Origin of the sequence: Frigoribacterium sp. PvP121 (genome assembly GCF_017833115.1) — a bacterium.
GTDB lineage: Bacteria > Actinomycetota > Actinomycetes > Actinomycetales > Microbacteriaceae > Frigoribacterium > Frigoribacterium endophyticum.
In genome coordinates, this window is the sequence record NZ_JAFIBR010000001.1 from 2,680,482 (window position 1) to 2,698,623 (window position 18,142).

At 71.0% G+C, this 18,142-nt stretch carries 15 protein-coding genes, 1 tRNA gene and 1 pseudogene; 3 read left to right on the forward strand and 14 right to left on the reverse strand.

What is annotated here, in order from left to right:
- Nucleotides 1-103: 103 nt before the first annotated feature.
- Both JOE43_RS12475 and JOE43_RS12480 read right to left on the reverse strand, forming a co-directional pair.
- Nucleotides 104-1,414 (reverse strand): hypothetical protein, encoded by a 1,311-nt coding sequence (locus JOE43_RS12475; protein ID WP_209518130.1) that lies wholly within the window; start codon nt 1,412-1,414, stop codon nt 104-106.
- 1,039 nt (nt 1,415-2,453) lie between these two features.
- A tRNA-Pro gene (locus JOE43_RS12480) sits at nt 2,454-2,530 on the reverse strand.
- A 265-nt stretch (nt 2,531-2,795) separates the two neighbouring features.
- Between JOE43_RS12480 and JOE43_RS12485 the strand changes: the two genes are divergently transcribed.
- From JOE43_RS12485 to JOE43_RS12495, 3 genes are all read left to right on the forward strand, one after another.
- Nucleotides 2,796-3,614 (forward strand): ABC transporter ATP-binding protein, encoded by an 819-nt coding sequence (locus JOE43_RS12485; protein ID WP_209518132.1) that lies wholly within the window; start codon nt 2,796-2,798, stop codon nt 3,612-3,614.
- Between the two features lie 89 nt (nt 3,615-3,703).
- Nucleotides 3,704-4,771 (forward strand): aliphatic sulfonate ABC transporter substrate-binding protein, encoded by a 1,068-nt coding sequence (locus JOE43_RS12490; protein WP_209518134.1) that lies wholly within the window; start codon nt 3,704-3,706, stop codon nt 4,769-4,771.
- The gene (locus JOE43_RS12495) at nt 4,768-5,682 is read left to right on the forward strand and encodes an ABC transporter permease (RefSeq protein ID WP_307803365.1); all 915 of its coding nucleotides are present in this window, start codon (nt 4,768-4,770) and stop codon (nt 5,680-5,682) included. Before JOE43_RS12490 ends, JOE43_RS12495 begins: the two co-directional genes overlap by 4 nt.
- Nucleotides 5,683-5,709: 27 nt before the next feature.
- On the opposite strand, the gene JOE43_RS12500 is transcribed toward JOE43_RS12495, so the two are convergent.
- The 12 genes and pseudogenes from JOE43_RS12500 to JOE43_RS12555 all read right to left on the reverse strand — a co-directional run bounded on the left by JOE43_RS12500 (nt 5,710) and on the right by JOE43_RS12555 (nt 18,136).
- Nucleotides 5,710-6,204, reverse strand: coding sequence for a hypothetical protein (locus JOE43_RS12500; RefSeq protein ID WP_374073174.1), 495 nt, complete (start codon nt 6,202-6,204; stop codon nt 5,710-5,712).
- Nucleotides 6,205-6,311: 107 nt separating this feature from the next.
- Nucleotides 6,312-6,722, reverse strand: coding sequence for a hypothetical protein (locus JOE43_RS12505; protein WP_209518135.1), 411 nt, complete (start codon nt 6,720-6,722; stop codon nt 6,312-6,314).
- A 113-nt stretch (nt 6,723-6,835) separates the two neighbouring features.
- Nucleotides 6,836-8,647 carry a hypothetical protein gene (locus tag JOE43_RS12510; RefSeq protein ID WP_209518137.1) on the reverse strand — a complete coding sequence of 604 codons (1,812 nt, stop codon included), beginning with the start codon at nt 8,645-8,647 and terminating at the stop codon, nt 6,836-6,838.
- Nucleotides 8,644-8,946, reverse strand: coding sequence for a hypothetical protein (locus JOE43_RS12515; protein ID WP_209518139.1), 303 nt, complete (start codon nt 8,944-8,946; stop codon nt 8,644-8,646). The genes JOE43_RS12510 and JOE43_RS12515 overlap by 4 nt, the downstream gene beginning before the upstream one ends.
- Before the next feature lie 141 nt (nt 8,947-9,087).
- Nucleotides 9,088-10,596, reverse strand: coding sequence for a ribosome biogenesis GTPase Der (der, locus tag JOE43_RS12520; protein WP_056055401.1), 1,509 nt, complete (start codon nt 10,594-10,596; stop codon nt 9,088-9,090).
- Nucleotides 10,597-10,604: 8 nt separating this feature from the next.
- On the reverse strand, nt 10,605-11,282 hold the full coding sequence (gene cmk, locus JOE43_RS12525; RefSeq protein WP_209519226.1) for a (d)CMP kinase: 678 nt from the start codon (nt 11,280-11,282) through the stop codon (nt 10,605-10,607).
- Between the two features lie 152 nt (nt 11,283-11,434).
- The gene (locus JOE43_RS12530) at nt 11,435-12,547 is read right to left on the reverse strand and encodes a prephenate dehydrogenase (protein WP_209519227.1); all 1,113 of its coding nucleotides are present in this window, start codon (nt 12,545-12,547) and stop codon (nt 11,435-11,437) included.
- 1,451 nt (nt 12,548-13,998) lie between these two features.
- Nucleotides 13,999-14,790 (reverse strand): annotated as a pseudogene (locus tag JOE43_RS15730) (pseudouridine synthase); the annotation flags it as partial.
- Nucleotides 14,780-15,364 (reverse strand): SMC-Scp complex subunit ScpB, encoded by a 585-nt coding sequence (gene scpB, locus JOE43_RS12540; RefSeq protein ID WP_209518143.1) that lies wholly within the window; start codon nt 15,362-15,364, stop codon nt 14,780-14,782. The gene scpB and the pseudogene JOE43_RS15730, both read right to left, overlap by 11 nt.
- The gene (locus JOE43_RS12545; protein ID WP_307803431.1) at nt 15,354-16,187 is read right to left on the reverse strand and encodes a ScpA family protein; all 834 of its coding nucleotides are present in this window, start codon (nt 16,185-16,187) and stop codon (nt 15,354-15,356) included. The genes scpB and JOE43_RS12545 overlap by 11 nt, the downstream gene beginning before the upstream one ends.
- Nucleotides 16,188-16,233: 46 nt before the next feature.
- Nucleotides 16,234-17,142 carry a ParA family protein gene (locus tag JOE43_RS12550; protein ID WP_082514396.1) on the reverse strand — a complete coding sequence of 303 codons (909 nt, stop codon included), beginning with the start codon at nt 17,140-17,142 and terminating at the stop codon, nt 16,234-16,236.
- Nucleotides 17,143-17,200: 58 nt separating this feature from the next.
- Nucleotides 17,201-18,136, reverse strand: coding sequence for a site-specific tyrosine recombinase XerD (locus JOE43_RS12555; RefSeq protein WP_209518145.1), 936 nt, complete (start codon nt 18,134-18,136; stop codon nt 17,201-17,203).
- Nucleotides 18,137-18,142: the final 6 nt, after the last annotated feature.

An 18,142-nucleotide genomic window follows, 5' to 3' on the forward strand; every position in this document is an offset into this window, starting at 1 on the left:
AGCACAGCGTGAAAGTGCGCCCAGGCACCGCCGTCACCGTAGTCGCTTCGAACTATCTGTACGGTGGGACGTTCGCTCTGCTCGAGCTCCAGACGTATCAAGACTATCTGCCCGTGTATTGCTCAAGCAGCGCACTCAACTCCGTGACCTTTAGAGCAAAAGCTTCTTCGTCGAAGGTCTCGAAGCTGCGAGCCTTAGGAAGGGCATCGAGAGCCCTCCTCGCCTCGCCGAGCGCCTTTTCCATGCGCTTGATGGGAGTTAATTGGGCTTGATTATCACGTTGGTCTTCTTCGGCCTCTTCAGCGACGGCAGTAATTGCGCTTTGCAGATTCTGCAGCAAGGATTTTATTTCGAATACATCGCCGGTTGAAAGCTCCACGATGCCATGGTCTGACTGTTTTGCGACGTAGGAGAGCAGGGGTGACAGGCTGCCCAATGTCTCCTCATTGCCGAGTACATCGTCGAAGGGGTCATCAGGCTTCGAGCTGGAATCAAGATTGGCTGCTTTCAACAATTTAGAAAGAGCGGGATCCTGCTGTATCTCTTCTTGCACAAGGTTTGATGCATCAGGTCGTCGCAGATGCCGCAACTTACGGTAGTTAACCCCTGCCATCGTACCAAGGAAGTACACGCTGCGAACAGAATCGGCTTCGCTGGCGGACTTGTTCTTGATGTGCTTAGCAAGCTCATCAAAAGCGGACTCGTTAGCCTCAAAGTCGATATACTGACGCGCGCCTGATGACAGTGCAACGAGTTGGTGCACCTGCTGCAGCTTTTCATGCAAAGAACGGACGACCTGAACCTCTCGATGCATACGGTTAGCTACTCTTGCGTAGTCAAGGTTCTCCCGTTCGAAGAGCTCCTCGACGAGTAGCGCTTCGTTGACCCAGCCGTACTCCTCCTTGAAATCGCGGGCGATCTGCAGTTCCGTCTCAAGATCGATGAGCTCAGCGCCCGAGGCGTCTGACGGCAAGACTAGACATTGCACGTATTTCGCCGTGATCTCGTCATCATCCTCGTACATACTTCGGAGTGCGGCTGCTCGCCGGTTGCCGTTGATAAGGACACCTTCCGCGGTCACAACGGCTGGCTCCTGCTGCCCTCTCGAGATCAGGTCGTTCTTTAGGTCCTGGAATCCAGCCTGACCCCGAAGGATTGAGTACTGAACACTTTGAGCGAGCGATCCCAACGGATCCGCAGAGAATAGATTGGCGTTTGCGCGTTTGGCAATCTCGGCCTCCTGCTCGGCCCTGGTGCGGTGATTCTGCGTCGAAAACCTTACCCAGTCGATTGGAAGCTCAACGAGGTCGAGTTCTTTATTAGCCCGTTGCCACGCGGGTAGTACGGCCTTTCGCAGGCGGCTACGAGCTACAAGGAATTCAGCTCGTTCCTGGTCCAAGACGGGATTAGTCACATCAGCTCCGATACGTCGACGAGAGTCCTAGGCCAAAGCGAGCCGTGACGCGAGTACGTACGTCCCCACTGGCCTTGCTTTGAAAGCCAACGTAGCCCGTAAACGAGTCAACCTCGACCTTAGGAATCTGAAAGGACCGGGCTAGCACAGCTGGAAATTTCGGGTTTCTGCGGCCATTCCAGTTCCAATCGCCTTCAACAGGTTTTCGCTCTGGCATAACGTACACACACGGTGGTGGCACCGGAACGCCATCAATGATAACGGCTGAACCAAATTTTGGACAAGGACGTTGCGGGGAACCACAAAGTTCGTTGTGGAAAATTACACCGGCAAGCTGTCCTTCACGGTCGCTAAGAAGTCGGCGCCTAACTCGGTTTATGCCTTTAACGATGTGCTCACCCGGGTGCGCACTCGTACTGGAACATAACCACCAAAGGTAAGTCTCATCAGCCCAGGGAGGTTCTTCCCAACTTACGCTGCTGTGAGCTCCGTCAGGACAGCCCTTCTGGATGATCGCGACGCTACCGAGGTCGTCGACTTCAAGGCGGTAGATCGTGTCCTGGCCGTAAGTTGGCCACACACTGACGCTCGCCAAACCCGTGTCTACTACGTGTTCGAGCACCTTTCGAAGGAAATCGCGCCGCTGAGACGTGCTGGCACTCATCTGTCCTCGAACGGCCTCGATAGCGCTCGGAAAGGCCGAGTGAAATTCCTCCACAGTCAGGCCGTAGCCCGCCAATATTTCAGGGTGCTGACTCAAGCTCTTCAGCATGTCGCCTGTTCTGGCAACGAGATAAGGCGCGGGGGCCCCCTCGTGCCTGCATGGTGCCGCATCGATGGGACCGCTCACTGTCATTAACCCCCGTACCGCTACGACCGCGTAGTGGCAAATCTAGGTCTGCTAACTGTCACAAGTGAGCAGGAGGCCGAACGAACAACGCCGGACCTTCGCGAAAAGAACGTCTTTCGAATCCATCCAGGGCCTAGGTCGACTATAAAGATTTGCCTGCCGCCTCGTCCCTGCTGAATAACCTACCTATGGTCGGGCTGACAGGATTTGAACCTGCGACCCCTTGACCCCCAGTCAAGTGCGCTACCAAGCTGCGCCACAGCCCGAGATCTAGGTCCGAAGAGAACCTAGGTCTTGGTGTTGCCCCGACCGAGGCAACCCCTCAACTATAGCCGATGAAAAGGTGTGCTCGAGACCGGCTTAAGCCACGGGCCACGACGCGCACGACCAATCGTGTCCGAGTGCGGCGGCCCCAAGGGGGCCGTCAAGCGGCTCATTAGGACGCACCACCGCGGAGCGAGAAAAGCGGAGTGTGTCGCCCCGTTACACCCCACGGGACGGCAGGCACCCCCCCGCACCTACCGTCGTGACATGCCCACCTCGACGACCCGCGCCTCCTCGGCCCTGCCGATCCGTCTGCGCGGCGTCGGGAGGCGCTTCGGCGAGCGCCCCGTGCTCGACGATCTCGACCTCGACATGACCGCCGGCGAGATCATTGCCGTCGTCGGCCCCTCCGGCTGCGGCAAGTCGACGCTGCTGCGCCAGATCGGCGGGCTCGACCAGCCCGACGTCGGCACCGTGCAGATCGCCGACGAGACTGCCCGACCCACCGACCAGCGGTGCGCGGTCGCGTTCCAGGAGCCGCGCCTCCTGCCCTGGCGCACCCTCCGCGGCAACGTCGCCCTCGGCCTGCCGCGTCGACGACCCGACGGGTCGTCGCTCACCAAGGCAGCGAAGGAGGCGCGCCTCACCGAGCTCCTCGACCTCGTCCAGCTCGGAGCAGCAGGCGACCTCCGCCCCCGCGAGGTCAGCGGCGGCATGGCCCAGCGCGCCAGCCTCGCCCGGGCCCTCGCCCGCGAGCCCGCCGTGCTGCTGCTCGACGAGCCGTTCGGTGCCCTCGACGCCCTCACCCGGCTGCGCATGCAGGACCTGCTGCTCGACGTCCACGCGTCCCTGCCGACGACCGTCGTGCTCGTGACGCACGACGTCGACGAGGCGCTCTACCTCGCCGACCGCGTCGTGCTGCTCGCCGATCTCGCCGCGAGCGCCGGAGGCGCGACCAGCGTCCAGCGCATCGTGACCGTCCCGGGTGCCCGCCCCCGCGACCGCGACGCCCCCGAGCTCGCCGCCCTCCGGCAGGAGCTCCTCGAGGGCCTCGGCGTCCACCGCACCCACGCCCGGACCGCCTGACCGGCCACCGCCCCGGCCGGCCACCCACGCCCACATCACCCCCACCAGACCACCCCACCAGCCCCGCCCCCGACAGCACGGAGACGACCATGACCCGCCACCGCACCTCCCCCTCGCGCCGCACCCGCGCCTCCTTCGCGGCCCTCGGCATGACGGCCGTCGCGGCGCTGGCCCTCACGGGCTGCGTCGCCGGTGAGGACTCCGACGGCGACGCAGCGGCCGCGGCCGGCGGCGACGCCAGAGCGAGCACCGCCGAGTGGAGCGCCGACACCCTCGACGTCGACTTCGCCACCTACAACCCGCTGAGCCTGATCGTGAAGGACCAGGGCTTCATCGAGGACGCCCTCGGCGACGACGTCACCGTCACCTGGACCCAGTCGGCCGGCTCGAACAAGGCCAACGAGCTGCTCCGCGCCGGGGCCGTCGACGTCGGCTCGACCGCCGGCTCGGCCGCCCTGCTCGCCCGCTCGAACGGCTCCCCCATCAAGACGATCGACATCTACTCGCAGCCCGAGTGGTCGGCCCTCGTCGTGCCCGGCGACAGCGCGATCACCGACGTCGCCGACCTCAAGGGGAAGACCGTCGCCGCGACGAAGGGCACCGACCCCTACTTCTTCCTGCTGCAGGCGCTCGAGGCCAACGGCCTCAGCCCGCAGGACGTCACGGTGCAGAACCTCCAGCACGCCGACGGCCGCGCCGCCCTCGAGAACGGCAGCGTCGACGCCTGGTCCGGGCTCGACCCGATCATGGCCGCCAGCGAGGCCGAGTCGGGCACGAAGCTGCTCTACCGCAACGTCGACTTCAACACCTACGGGTTCCTGAACGCGACGGAGTCGTTCCTCGACGAGTCGCCCGACCTCGCGCAGGTCGTCGTCGACGCCTACGAGGAGGCCCGCACCTGGGCCGAGGAGAACCCCGAGCAGACCGCCGAGATCCTCGCCGGGGTCGCCAGCATCGACCCCGCCGTCGCGACGAGCGTGCTCGAGCGCACCCACTTCGACGTCGACCCGGTGCCCGGCGACGACCAGCGCGCCGTGCTCGAGAAGGTCGCGCCCATCCTCGTCGAGTCGGGCGACGTCGCCTCCGAGGGAGCCGTCGACGACGCCCTCGACTCCCTCTTCGACGACACCTACGCGAAGGCCGCGACGGCGTCGTGACCGACCAGTCGCTCCCGATCGACGGCCGTCGGGCCGAGTCGCTCGCCGTCGTCGATTCCGCGGCCGCGGACGCGCGCGCCGGCGCTGCTGCCGGGTCCGGTGCCGGGGCCCGGTCGGGCTCGCCGGAGTCGCGGGCCGGCACCCCCGCACCGGCCCGCTCCCGGCGCCGCGGCCTGGCACTGCTCGGGGCGATCCTCCCCGTCGCCCTCGTGCTCGCGTGGGTGCTCGCCACCACGGTCGGCGACGTCCCGGCCTACAAGGTCCCCTCGCCGCTCGACGTCTGGACGGCGGGCGTGCAGCTCGCCGGCACCGGGCAGCTCGGACAGTACGTCGCGATCTCGGTGCAGCGGGTGCTGATCGGCTTCGCGGTCGGCTCGGTCGTGGGGCTCGTGCTCGGCGCGGTGGTCGGGCTGTCGCGGGTCGGCGAGGCGCTGCTGGCGCCGTCGATCGCCGCGGTGCGCGCGGTGCCGTCGCTGGCCTGGGTGCCGCTGCTCATCCTCTACCTCGGCATCGGCGAGGACTCGAAGATCACCCTGATCGCGATCGGTGCGGCCTTCCCCGTGTTCACCACGGTCGCCGGCTCGCTCCGGCACGTCGACCCCCACCTCGTGGAGGCGGGCCGCGCCTACGGCCTCGGCCCCGTCTCGCTCTTCGCCCGGGTGCAGCTGCCCGCCGTGCTGCCGTCGCTCGTGTCGGGGCTGCGGCTGGCCCTGGCGCAGTCGTGGCTGTTCCTCGTCGCGGCCGAGCTGATCGCCTCGTCGATGGGCCTCGGCTTCCTGCTCAGCGACTCGCAGGCGAACGGCCGCGTCGACCGGATGTTCCTCGCGATCATCCTGCTCGCCGTGCTCGGCACCCTCACCGACGCGGTGCTGAACCCCCTGCAGAAGGTCCTGCTCCGCCGCTGGCGCTAGCCCCGACGGCAGCAGCAGCGACGGCCGTCAGCGCCGGTCGTGCCCGCCCTTGGCCGGCCGCGGGAAGGCCTCGCGCATGTGGTCGCTGGTCAGCAGGTCGCCGATCCCGATCATGATCAGCGAGAAGACGATCTGCTCGACGACCATCCAGAACGGGTAGAGCCCGGGGATGGTCGCGACGACGAGGGTGACGATCGGGAAGATGCGGCTGAACAGCCTTAGCCGGGCGTACGCCCACCACCAGCCGAGCTGCGCCCGCCAGGCGAAGACGTAGAGCGTCGCGGTGAGGAAGAGCACGACGGTCGACCGGAACCAGACTGCCCACGGCACGTGCTCCCCGCGGGCCGTCAGCACGGCCGCGATGAAGATCGCGGTGAGGCCGACGACGGTCTCGGCTAGCAGCAGCCAGCGGATGCCCATGAACGCCCGCACCGTGCGCGGGTGCTCCCGCATGTCCTCGTGGATGACGTAGCTCGCCTGCCGCCCGCCCGCGAGGCGGTCCAGCCGGAGGCGCCGCCACAGCTCGTCGGCCGCGTCGCTCAGCCGGGTGGTCGCCTCGGCACCCTCCCGGGGTCGCACCACGCCGTCTCGCACAAGTCGCACGCCCCCATCGTGCACCATCCCGGGAGCTACTCCGCGCTGATGTCCCAGGCGTACCCGTCCCGGTCAGCGTCGTAGAGGAAGCACCCGGAGAACGAATAGACCTTGAGTCTCGCGTTCACCACCTCCATCAGGTGCCCCTCCGCGTACGGACCCCTCAGGCTGACCCGCGGCTCCCCGGTCGAGGTCTCCCCGACCTTCACCCGCCAGTCGGGCTCGTCGGCCCACTCTTCCTCGACGGCCTGGGCGAGATCGTCCATGTCGAGCGGTCCCGGCACGTCGATCCACGATGTCCGTGCGAACGACACGGCCCCGGGTGCGCAGTCCATGATCACGCCGCTCTTGCCCGGCTTGACGGGCTGGAGCTCAGCACCCGGTACGAGCGTGGCGAGGCGCTCCACCACCGCGGCCACACCCCCTCGGGCCTCCTCGAGCGTCATCGTCGACGGGGTCCGACTCGGTGCCGGGCCGCGGTGATCAGAGGACATCGAGCAACCTCCCAGGAGGATCGAGCTGAGCAGGAGCGGAGCGGCCAGTCCAGCCTCGCGCCGCCTCACCGGTCGTCCCAGGTGTCGATGCTCCTGAGCTCGCCGAGCAGGTCGCCCAGCGTGTCCTGGTTCTCCTCGGCGGTCGACGCGATCAACCCGTGGTTCGCCGACATCACGTCGAGACGCGCCGACACCGACGAGTCCCACCCGAGCGCCCGGTCGCCGTCGCTCTCGTAGATGTGGTCCTCGAAGGCGACCATGGACTGCGGGTTCCGCCCTGCGTAGACGGTCCCGGTCGCCTGGGCGAGCCCCAGCGTGTCCCAGTACCGCAGCGAGTCGTACTCCGTCTCCGGGTCAGGCTGCCAGTCGTCGACGGCACCCGCCCCCGCCAGCGACACCACGTGGTCGTACTGCGCCCCCGCGACCTCGGACGCCAGCACGTCGGCGAGGCCCCAGCTGTGACCGATGGCGACCTCCGTCGGCGGCGCCGACGAGAACAACGGATCGGCGTGCAGCCCTCGCTGGAACGAGGCCAGCCGATCCCCCGACTCGTGGGCGAGGTCGGGGTCGTTCGCCTCGAGGATGCCCCGCGCGAAGCCCATGGTCTCCGTCGGCGCGACCACCCCTCCCCCTCCGGGGAACCGGCCGTCCTTGTAGACGAACACGACACTGTCGACCTCGTCGCCGTGCTCCAGCCACCTGCCCACCTCCTGGACCCCGCCCTCGACCGCCCAGAAGTCCTCCATCTCCGAGAACGTCCCCGGCACGTACGTGTAGACGCGCTCCGGCGGCGCTTCCCAGTCGCCGATCATCTCGACGATGCGGTCGCCGACCCGGTCGTACGTGTAGAGCTGCACGGCCGGCGGCAGGGCGGCCGCGCGGGCCAGGTACTCGTTCTCGCGCCTCAGCGCCTCGACCAGGCCGTCCATCGCGACCTCGCGCACCGGGTCGGCCAGCACCCCGGCGATCGTCCGCTCATTCTCGGCGATCTGGCGCCGGGCCGCGAGGCCGTTCGCCCGCACGCGGGCACCCGGCGGCAGGCCGTCGAGGGTGCCGAGCAGCCCCGGAGCACCCGCCAGGAGCGCCAGCTGCGCGGCGGAGAAGCCGTCGGCGTCGACGGCCGCCCCGACGGCCAACGACTCCCACCATTCCTGGACCGCCTCCGGCGACACCCGACCGATCAGGACCGCGAGCACGGGGACCTCCTCGAGGAGGGCCACGAGCTCGAACGGCGTCGTCCCCGAGACCACGCGCAGCGCGTCCTCCGGCGACCGGACGTGACGCGCGGCCTCGGCTCTGTCCTCCAGAGCTCCGACCGCGCCCCCGCCGTGCAGCGCCGAGATCAGGCGGTGGTCGGCGGCGTGCCGCCGGTCGACCAGCTCGGCCCACCGACGTCCGACGGCCCCGAGCTCCGCCACAGCGTCGTCGATCTCACGGGCGAGCCGGGAGCGCTCGGAGCGTCGGTGGTCGGCCGGCGTCGAGACGCCCGGCAGGTCGATCTGCAGCTCGGCCTCGGCCTCGAGGACGACCAGCGTGGCGGACGACTGGTCACGCGCCTCCTCGGCCCTCGACCGGGCCCGTTCCAGGACGGCCTGCGCCGCCCGGATGTCGTCGAGCTCGCGGGCGTAGCCCTCGAGGGCGGCACCGTGCTCGTCGACGGTGGAGAGCAGCACGTCGAGCTCGCGGACGATCGCCTCCGCCTCGGCGACGAACGCCCGGCCGCTCTCGGCCTGCCACGACGTCGCCGCCCACTCGCCGCACCGCACGGCGTGGTGCCGCCCGAGGTCGAGGTCGTCGACCTTCTCGCGCCGCCGGCGGGCGAGCCGCTCGATCTCGCCCACGTCGCCCCGCCCGGGGTCGCCGTCGTGCGCGCTCACCGTCGACCGCCCGCCGACGCACCCGCGACCGCCGCCAGCGCCTCGTCGGCCGACCGCAGCTCGTCGACGAACAGGCGGGGCAGCCGCGCCGCCTCCGTGATCGCCGCGACCAGGCGGTCGACCCGCCGGGCGAGGTGCCGGCTCACCTCCGACAACGCCGCCGCGACCTCGCCCGAGCCGAGCGCCGCCGTGCAGTCGCCCGTCAGCTGGTGGGAGAAGGGCAGGTCGTCGCGCGCATGCGCCATCACCTCGGCCATCTCGCCCAGCGCGTCGAGATCGACGCTCACCCCTGTCGTCATGCCGCAGCCCTCCGCATCGTCATCGATATACGTCATGTGACGTACGGATGACACTAGCAACAGGAACGCCCGGCGTGGACGGGGTCCACACCGGGCGTCGTGCTCCAGCGGCTGTGAGGGGAACGGCCCGGAGGCCGCCCGTCAGGGGCGCTTGCGCTTCTCGCGCACCCGCATGTTCACCGTGATGGGCGTGCCCTCGAAGCCGAAGATCTCGCGCAGGCGGCGCGTGATGAAGCGGCGGTACTGCGGGTCGAGGAAGCCCGTCGTGAAGAGCACGAAGGTCGGCGGCCGGTTGGCCGCCTGCGTGCCGAACAGGATGCGCGGCTGCTTGCCCGAGCGCAGCGGGTGCGGGTGCTCCGCGACCAGCTCGGCGAGCAGGGCGTTGAACTTGCCGGTGGGGATGCGGGTGTCCCACGAGTCGAGCGCGAGCTCGAGGGCGGGCACGAGCTTCTCGAGGTGGCGACCGGTGCGGGCCGAGATGTTGACGCGGGGCGCCCACGACACGTGGTCCAGGTCTTGCTCGATCTCGCGCTCGAGGTAGCGGCGGCGGTCGTCGTCGAGGAGGTCCCACTTGTTGAAGGCGAGCACGAGCGCGCGGCCCGACTCGAGCACCAGGTCGATGATGCGGAGGTCCTGGGTCGAGATCTGCTCGGTGACGTCGATGACGACGACGGCGACCTCGGCCTTCTCCAGCGCGGCCGACGTGCGGAGCGACGCGTAGAAGTCGGCGCCCTGCTGCAGGTGGACGCGCTTGCGGATGCCGGCGGTGTCGACGAAGGTCCACACGCGGCCGGCGATCTCGACCTGCTCGTCGACGGGGTCACGGGTGGTGCCGGCCAGCTCGTTGACGACGACCCGCTCCTCCCCCGCGGCCTTGTTCAGCAGCGAGCTCTTGCCGACGTTCGGGCGCCCGAGGATGGCGACGCGGCGGGGGCCGCCGATCTCCTCCTTCGCGACGGTCGAGACGGCGGGCAGCTTGGTCATGACCAGGTCGAGCAGGTCGGCCACGTTGCGGCCGTGCAGCGCCGACGCGGGGAAGGGCTCGCCGAGGCCGAGAGACCAGAGCGCGGCGGCCTCGAGGTCCTTCCGGGCGTCGTCGCTCTTGTTGGCGACGAGGATGACGGGCTTGTGCGAGGCGCGGAGCATGCGCACGACGGCCTCGTCGGTGGCGGTCGCCCCGACGTTGACGTCGACGACGAAGAGCACGGCGTCGGCGAGGTCGACGGCGATCTCGGCCTGGAGGGCCACCGATCGGTCGATGCCGATCGCGCCGGGCTCCCACCCGCCGGTGTCGACGAGGGTGAAGCGGCGCCCGCCCCACTCGGCCTTGTACGAGACGCGGTCGCGGGTCACGCCGGGCTTGTCCTCCACGACGGCCTCGCGGCGGCCGAGGATGCGGTTGACCATCTGGCTCTTGCCGACGTTGGGGCGGCCGACGATCGCCAGCACCGGCAGGGCCGGCGCGTAGGTGAGCGCGTTCGGGTCCCACTCGCCGCCGTCGAGCACGTCGAGGTCGGTGTCGTCGAGCTCGTAGTCGGCGAGGCCGGCGCGGAGGGCGCGGGCGCGCTGCTCGGCGTCCTCGTCGGGGATCGTCTGGATCCGCTCGACCATCGAGTCGTCGAGCGCGGGGTACTTGTCGTCGTCTGCCATGGAGGCTCCTAGGAAGTGGGGGTGCTCGTCTGCACGAGCTCGACCACGGCCTGCACGGTCTGGTCGAAGTCGAGGTGGGTGGAGTCGACCGTCGAGACGCCGGGGGCGGCGGTCATGAAGTCGACGACCTTGCTGTCGAGCCGGTCGCGGGTCGAGAGCTGCCGAGCGGTCTCCTCGGCGCTCTGCCCGGTGACCTCGGCTGAACGCCTGGCCATCCTAGCTTCTTCGCTCGCCGTCAGCAGGATCCGCACCTGGGCGTCCGGCGCCACCACGGTCGTGATGTCCCGGCCCTCGGTGACGATGCCGGCCTTGTCGGTCGAGGCGATCACGCGACGGAACAGGTCGACCATGTAGCGCCGCACCTCCGGCACCTTGGCGACGTGGCTGACGGCACCGGTGACGCGGGGCGTGCGGATCTCGTCGGTCACGTCGACGCCGTCGACGGTCACCGAGGAGGCGCGGTGCGGGTCGATCTCGATCGCGTACCGGAACGAGGGCAGCGCGCCCACGATCGCGTCCGCGTCGTCGAGGTCGACGGCCGTCTGCAGGGCGTGCAGGGCGAAGGCCCGGTAGGCGGCCCCGGTGTCCTGGTAGTCGTAGCCGAGGGCGATCGCCGAGGCGCGGCTGACGCTCGACTTGCCGCTGCCGGCGGGGCCGTCGACGGCGACGACGACGTGGCGGTGCACGGCCTCGGCGGTCTCGTCGCGCAGCTCGGCGGTGTGCGCCTCGCCGGCGGGGCCGCCGACGCCGTGCTCACCCGGCGAGCGCTCCACCCCGAGGTCGGCACCGGTGAGGTCGGCACCGGTGGGGTCCGCGGCGGCGGCGCCGTCCGCGGCGCTCACGCGACACCTCCGACGACGGTCCAGCCGCGCTGCTGCAGCTCAGCGACGAGCCGGTCTTCTTGTTCGGGCACGATGGACACCTCCGCGAGTCCGACCAGCGCGCCGGGCGAGTGCTCCAGGCGCAGGTCTTCCAGGTTGACGCCGATCTCACCGATCTCGGTGAGCAGGCGGGCGAGCTGGCCCGGCGTGTCGTCGACCATGACGACCACCGAGCGGAACTGGGTCGACTGGCCGTGCTTGCCGGGCAGCCGTGAGACGCCGGCGTTGCCGGCTCCGATGAGGTCGGCCACGGCGCGACGCGCACCGGGGGCCGAGGGGGCGTCGAGCGCCGCGACGACGCCGTCGAGGTCCTCGCGCAGCTCGCGGAGCACCGCGGCGACGCGCGGCGCGTTCGCCCCGAGGATCTGCACCCACAGGGCCGGGTCGCTGCTCGCGATGCGCGTGACGTCGCGCACCCCGCCGCCGGCCAGGGCGAGGGAGGCGTCGGGCGCGTCGCGCAGACGGGCCGCCGTGAGGCTCGCCACGACCTGCGGCACGTGGCTGACGAGGGCGACGCCGGCGTCGTGCTCCTCCGGGGTCATCTCGATCGGGGTCGCCCCGAGGTCGAGCGCGAGGTCCTCGACGAGGGCCGCGCGCCGGTAGCTGATGTCGTCGTGCCCGGCGATGACCCACGGGCGGCCGACGAAGAGGTCGGCGCGGGCCGAGACGGCCCCGCCGCGCTCGCGCCCGGCCATGGGGTGCGAGCCGATGTAGCGCGAGACGTCGGCGCCGAGCGCGACGAGCTCGTCGAGGGGCAGGGCCTTGACCGACGCGACGTCGGTGACCAGCGCCTCCGGGTGGGCCCGCAGCTCGCGGTGCACGATCTCGGCTGTGACGTCGGGCGGCACCGCGACGACGACGAGCACGGGGGCGTCGTCGTCGGAGGGCACGCGGCCGGCGCCGTAGTCGACGGCGAGCGCGCGTGCCGACGGCGAGACGTCGTCGAGCACGACGTCCACCCCGTGCTGGCGCAGGCGCAGGCCGATGCTGGTGCCGAGCAGGCCCGCGCCCACGACGCGCACCTGGCCGGCGAGGCGGCGGCTGCCGTCGACGAGGTCGCCGACGGTCACCGCCGTCGCCGGCTCAGGCAGCGTCGAGGAGTCGCGGGTCGGGTCGGTCACGGCCGGCCGCCTCCCCGGGGCCCACGGCCGTCGCCGTCGGGGCGGCCGCGGTACGGACGGTCGCCGCCGCGGTCGTCGCGCCGGTCGTCACGGCCGCCACGGTCGTCGCGGCCCTGGTAGCCACCACGCGAGGGGCCACCACGGTCGTCACGACCCTGGTACCCACCACGCGACGGTCCCCCACGGTCGTCACGACCCTGGTACCCACCACGCGACGGTCCCCCACGGTCGTCACGACCCTGGTACCCACCACGCGACGGTCCGCCACGGTCGTCACGACCCTGGTAGCCACCGCGCTCGCCCGAGCGGTCGTCGCGGCCCTGGTAGCCACCGCGCGACGGCGCACCACGGTCACCCGACCGGTCGTCACGGCCCTGGTAGCCACCACGCGAGGGCCCGCCACGGTCGTCACGGCCCTGGTACCCACCACGCGACGGCGCACCACGGTCACCCGAGCGGTCGTCACGACCCTGGTAGCCACCGCGCGACGGCGCACCACGGTCGCCGGAACGGTCGTCACGACCCTGGTACCCGCCGCGGTCGCCCGTGCGGTCGTCGCGGACGGGGTAGTCGCGGCCGCCGCGGCCGGCACCGGGCCCACCGGCGCGGACGCCGGACGGACGGCCCGTGCGCGGGTCGCGGTTCGCGTCGCGGTTCGGGTAGCCCGCCGCGCGCTCCTCACCGGCGCTCAGCGGGCGGTCGCCGCCACCGCGCGACGCTCCCCCACGGTCGTCGCGCGAGACGAAGCCGCCGCGCTCAGGACGCGAGCCGCGGTCGTCGCGCGACACGAAGCCGCCGCGGTCGGGGCGTCCGCCCCGCTCGGGGCGCCCGCCACGGTCGTCGCGACCCTGGTAGCCACCACGGTCGCCGGAACGGTCGTCACGGCCTTGGTACCCACCGCGCTCGTCGCGAGCGGGACGTGCGCCACGGTCGTCACGACCCTGGTACCCGCCGCGCGCCGGTCCGCCACGGTCGTCACGGCCCTGGTACCCGCCGCGCTCGTCGCGCTGCGCCGGACGGCCCGACCGGTCGTCACGGCCCTGATACCCGCCGCGGTCGTCGCGGGGGGCCGGACGGCTCCCGCGGTCGTCGCGCCCCTGGTACCCGCCCCGCTCGTCGCGCGCCGGGCGTGCACCCCGCTCGTCGCGGGGCTCGCGGCGGCCGGCCTGCTGGCGGCGCACCTCGGCCCGGCGAGAGGGAGCGGCCGAGGCGTCGCCCTTGAAGCCGGACGGCCCGCGGCGGCGCTTCGCGTCGCGGGCGTCGGTCTCGGGGTCGAACTCCTCGTCGTCCTCGTCGTAGTACTCCTTCTCGACCTCGGCCTCGTCGAGGGGCACCTCGACGACGTCGGCCTCGTCGACCGGCGCGTCGGCGCTCTCGGTGACGGGCATCGCGTCGACGCGGGGCGACGGGGAGGCGTCGCGCGAGATGGTGAGGATGGCCCCGAGCTCCGCCTTGTTCAGCGAGCGCATGTGGCCGACCTTGAGGGTGCCGAGGTGCAGGGGCCCGAACGAGCGGCGCACGAGGTCGATGACCGGGTGCCCGACCGCCTCGAGCATGCGGCGCACGACGCGGTTGCGCCCCGAGTGCAGGGTGATCTCGATGAGCGACGAGTCGGCGGAGCGCGACAGCCCCGCGCCTCCCCCGACCACCGCGGCCTTGTCGGCCGCGATCGGGCCGTCGTCGAGCTCGACGCCCGAGAGCAGCTCGGCGATGACGGCCGGGGTCACGAGGCCCTTGACCTTCGCGATGTAGGTCTTGGTCACGCCGAACGACGGGTGGGCCAGCACGTGGGCGAGCTCGCCGTCGTTCGTCAGCAGCAGCAGGCCGCTGGTCTCGACGTCGAGGCGGCCGACGTTGAACAGGCGCTCCTCGTAGTCGCTGGTGAACTGCGTCAGGTCGGGGCGGCCGTTCTCGTCGCTCAGGGTGCTGACGACGCCGACCGGCTTGTTCAGCATCACGTAGCGGCGCGTCGAATCGAGCTGCACGGCCGTGCCGTCGACGACGACCTTGTCGGTCGCGGGGTCGATGCGGCGACCGGCCTCGGTCACGACCTTGCCGTTGACCGTGACGCGGCCGGCGGCGATCAGGTCTTCGGAGACGCGGCGCGAGGCGACGCCGGCGGCGGCCATGACCTTCTGGAGGCGCTCGCCCGAGGGCAGGTCGTCAGAGGTGGGGGTGGTGTCAGTGGGCATCGTCGAATCCTCCGGATCCGTCGGAGAGGAGCGGGGAGATCAGCGGGAGCTCGTCGAGCGAGCTGATGCCGAGGTGGGTCAACAGGAGTTCCGTCGTTTCGTAGGTGGTGGCGCCCGTCTCGGGATCGGCGGACGATTCCGTGACCAGGCCTCGACCCAGCAGCGTGCGGACGACCGAGTCGACGTTCACCGCGCGGATCTGCGCGATGCTGCTGCGGGTGATGGGTTGCTTGTAGGCGATGACCGCCAGCGTCTCGAGAGCCGCCTGCGACAGTCTGGACGGGTTCTGCGTCATCACGAAATCCCTGACGACGGGGTCGTGCTCCTCGCGGACGTAGAACCGCCAGCCGACGCCGACCTCGCGCAGCTCGAAACCGCGCCGCACGCCGCCGTCAACGCCGTCGAAGTCGGCGACCAGCGCCTCCACCGCCCGGCGCACGACAGAGACGGGCTCGCCGACCGCGGTGGCGAGGTCGACGAGCGACTGCGGCTCGTCGGCGACCATCAGCAGCGCCTCCAGGCGTCGCTCGACGGCGACGTCGACTGCGACGGTCGCCACGGGGTCAGCCGTCATAGTCGGCCCCCAGCGCGGCGAGGCTCTCGTCCGTCCAGGTCTCGGCGACCCAGCGCACGCTGAGCTCCCCCAGCGGCTCGATCTGCTCGAACGAGACCGAGCCGTGCCGGTAGAGCTCGAGCAGCGCGAGGAAGCGGGCGACGACGACGCCCTTGACGTCGACCCCTGAGACGAGCTCGCGGAAGGTCAGCAGCCCGCGCCCGCGCAGCAGCGCGACGACGACGGCGGCCTGCTCGCGGATGCTGACGAGCGGCGCGTGCAGGTGGTCGAGGCCGATGGTCGGCACCTCGGCGGGCGTCAGCGCGAGCGTGGCGAGGGCGGCGAAGTCGTCGGGGCTGAGGGTCCAGACGAGCTCCGGCGTCGTGACCCGGTACTTCTCCTCGAGGCGCACCGACCGCGCGTGCCGCGCGGCCTCGGCGACCGAGCGCTCGGCGAACCACTCGGCGGCGAGCTTGAACGCGCGGTACTGCAGCAGGCGGGCGAAGAGCAGGTCGCGGGCCTCGAGCAGGGCGACGTCCTCCGCGTCGACGAGCTCGCCCTGGGGCAGCAGCCCGGCGACCTTGAGGTCGAGCAGGGTCGCGGCGACGACGATGAAGCCGCTGGCCTGGTCGAGGTCGGCGTCGGTGTCGAGCCGGCGGAGGTGCGCGAGGAACTCGTCGGTGACGGCGCTCAGCGCGACCTCGGTGACGTCCATCTCGCGCTTGCTGATCAGCGTCAGCAACAGGTCGAACGGGCCGGTGAAGTTGTCGAGGACCACGGCGAAGCCGGGCACCTCCTGCGGCGCGGGGGCCTCGCCCCGGGTCGAGGCCGCGCCGTCCACCACGCCGCCCCGCTCGGGAGCGACGTCGACCGTCACCGTCGTGGCCGGCTCAGGCTGCGGCACCACGCGCGATCAGCTCTCGGGCCAGCTGGCGGTACGCCTGGGCCGCGGGGTGCTCGGGCGCGAACTTCGTGATCGGGGTCCCGGCGACGGAGGCGTCGGGGAACTTGACGGTGCGGCCGATGACGGTCTCGAGCACCTCGTCGCCGAACGCCTCGACGACGCGCTCGAGCACCTCGCGGCTGTGCAGCGTGCGCGAGTCGAACATCGTCGGCAGGATGCCGTCGAGCTCGATGGCGGGGTTGAGCCGGTCGCGCACCTTCTCGATCGTCTCGACGAGCAGGGCGACGCCGCGGAGGGCGAAGAACTCGCACTCGAGCGGGATGAGCACGCCGTGCGCCGCCGTGAGGGCGTTGACGGTCAGCAGCCCCAGCGAGGGCTGGCAGTCGATCAGGATGACGTCGTACTCGGCGCTGACCTGGCGGAGGATGCGTGCGAGGATCTGCTCGCGGGCGACCTCGTTGACGAGGTGCACCTCGGCGGCGGAGAGGTCGATGTTGGCCGGCATGACGTCGAGGCCCTCGACGCGGGTCGGCACGATGACGTCGTGCGCGTCGCGGACGGCGCCGATCATGAGGTCGTAGATCGTCGACTGGTCGTGCGACTGCACGCCGAGGCCGGCGGTGAGGGCGCCCTGCGGGTCGAAGTCGATGGCGAGCACGCGGCGGCCGTACTCGGCGAACGCGGCGCCCAGGTTGATGGTCGTCGTGGTCTTGCCCACGCCGCCCTTCTGGTTGCAGAGCGTGATGATGCGCGCGGGGCCGTGGCTCGCCAGCACGTCGGGCGTCGGGAACTCGGTGCGGGGGCGCCCCGTCGGGCCGTTCGCGGGGACGGCCGCCGGAGCGCTCTCGAAGAGGGCGGGTGTGCTCGGGGTCGGCTTGGTGCTCACGGGCTCCATAGTACGAGCGCCCCCCGGCGGGGCGCGGCTGCCGCGCCCGGCCCGGGCACAGGAAGCCTCATGCGGCAGGTGAAGGTCTGACGGCCTTCCGGGCCCGGGGGTGGGCGGTCGAGTACATGTCGCGGAGGGCGTCCGCCGTGACCAGCGTGTAGATCTGCGTCGTGGCGACCGACGAGTGCCCGAGCAGCTCCTGCACGACGCGCACGTCGGCCCCGCCCTCGAGCAGGTGGGTGGCGAACGAGTGGCGCAGCGTGTGCGGCGAGACGTCGAGGCCGAGCTCGGCCCGGTCGGCCGCGCCGCTGATCACCAGCCAGGCGTTCTGCCGTGAGAGCCGGGCTCCGCGCGCGCCGAGGAAGAGCGCGGGGGTCGCCTCGCCCCGGGCCGAGAACTCCGGCCGGCCGCGCACCAGCCAGGCGTCGAGCGCCCGACGGGCGTAGCTGCCGAGCGGCACGAGCCGCTGCTTGCCGCCCTTGCCGAACAGCCGCACGACGTCGCCCTCCACCACGTCGTCGACGTTCAGCGACACCGCCTCGCTGACCCGGGCGCCCGTCGCGTAGAGCAGCTCGAGCAGCGCCTTGTCGCGCACCCGGGCGGGCTCGTCGCCGTCCGTCGCGGCGAGCAGCGCCTCGACCTGCGCGACCGAGATCGCCTTGGGCAGCCGCGACGGCAGCTTGGGCGGCCGGGTCGTGGCGGCCGGGTCGACCTCGAGCAGCCCCTCCTCGACCAGGAACCTGTGCAGGCCCCTGACCGACGACAGCACCCGGGCCACGCTGGAGGCGCCGAGCGGCTTCTCCGGCCGGGTCGCCAGCGCGACGGGGAACGACGCCACGTCGCCCGGCTCGACCTCGTCGACCGAGGCCCGCCCGAGCGCCGCCAGGTGCGCCTGCCAGAGCACGAGGTCGCGGCGGTAGGCCGCGGTCGTGTTCGGGGAGAGGCCGCGCTCGACGGTGACGTGGCGCAGGTACCGGGCCACCGCCTCCTCGACGGTCGTCACGGCCTG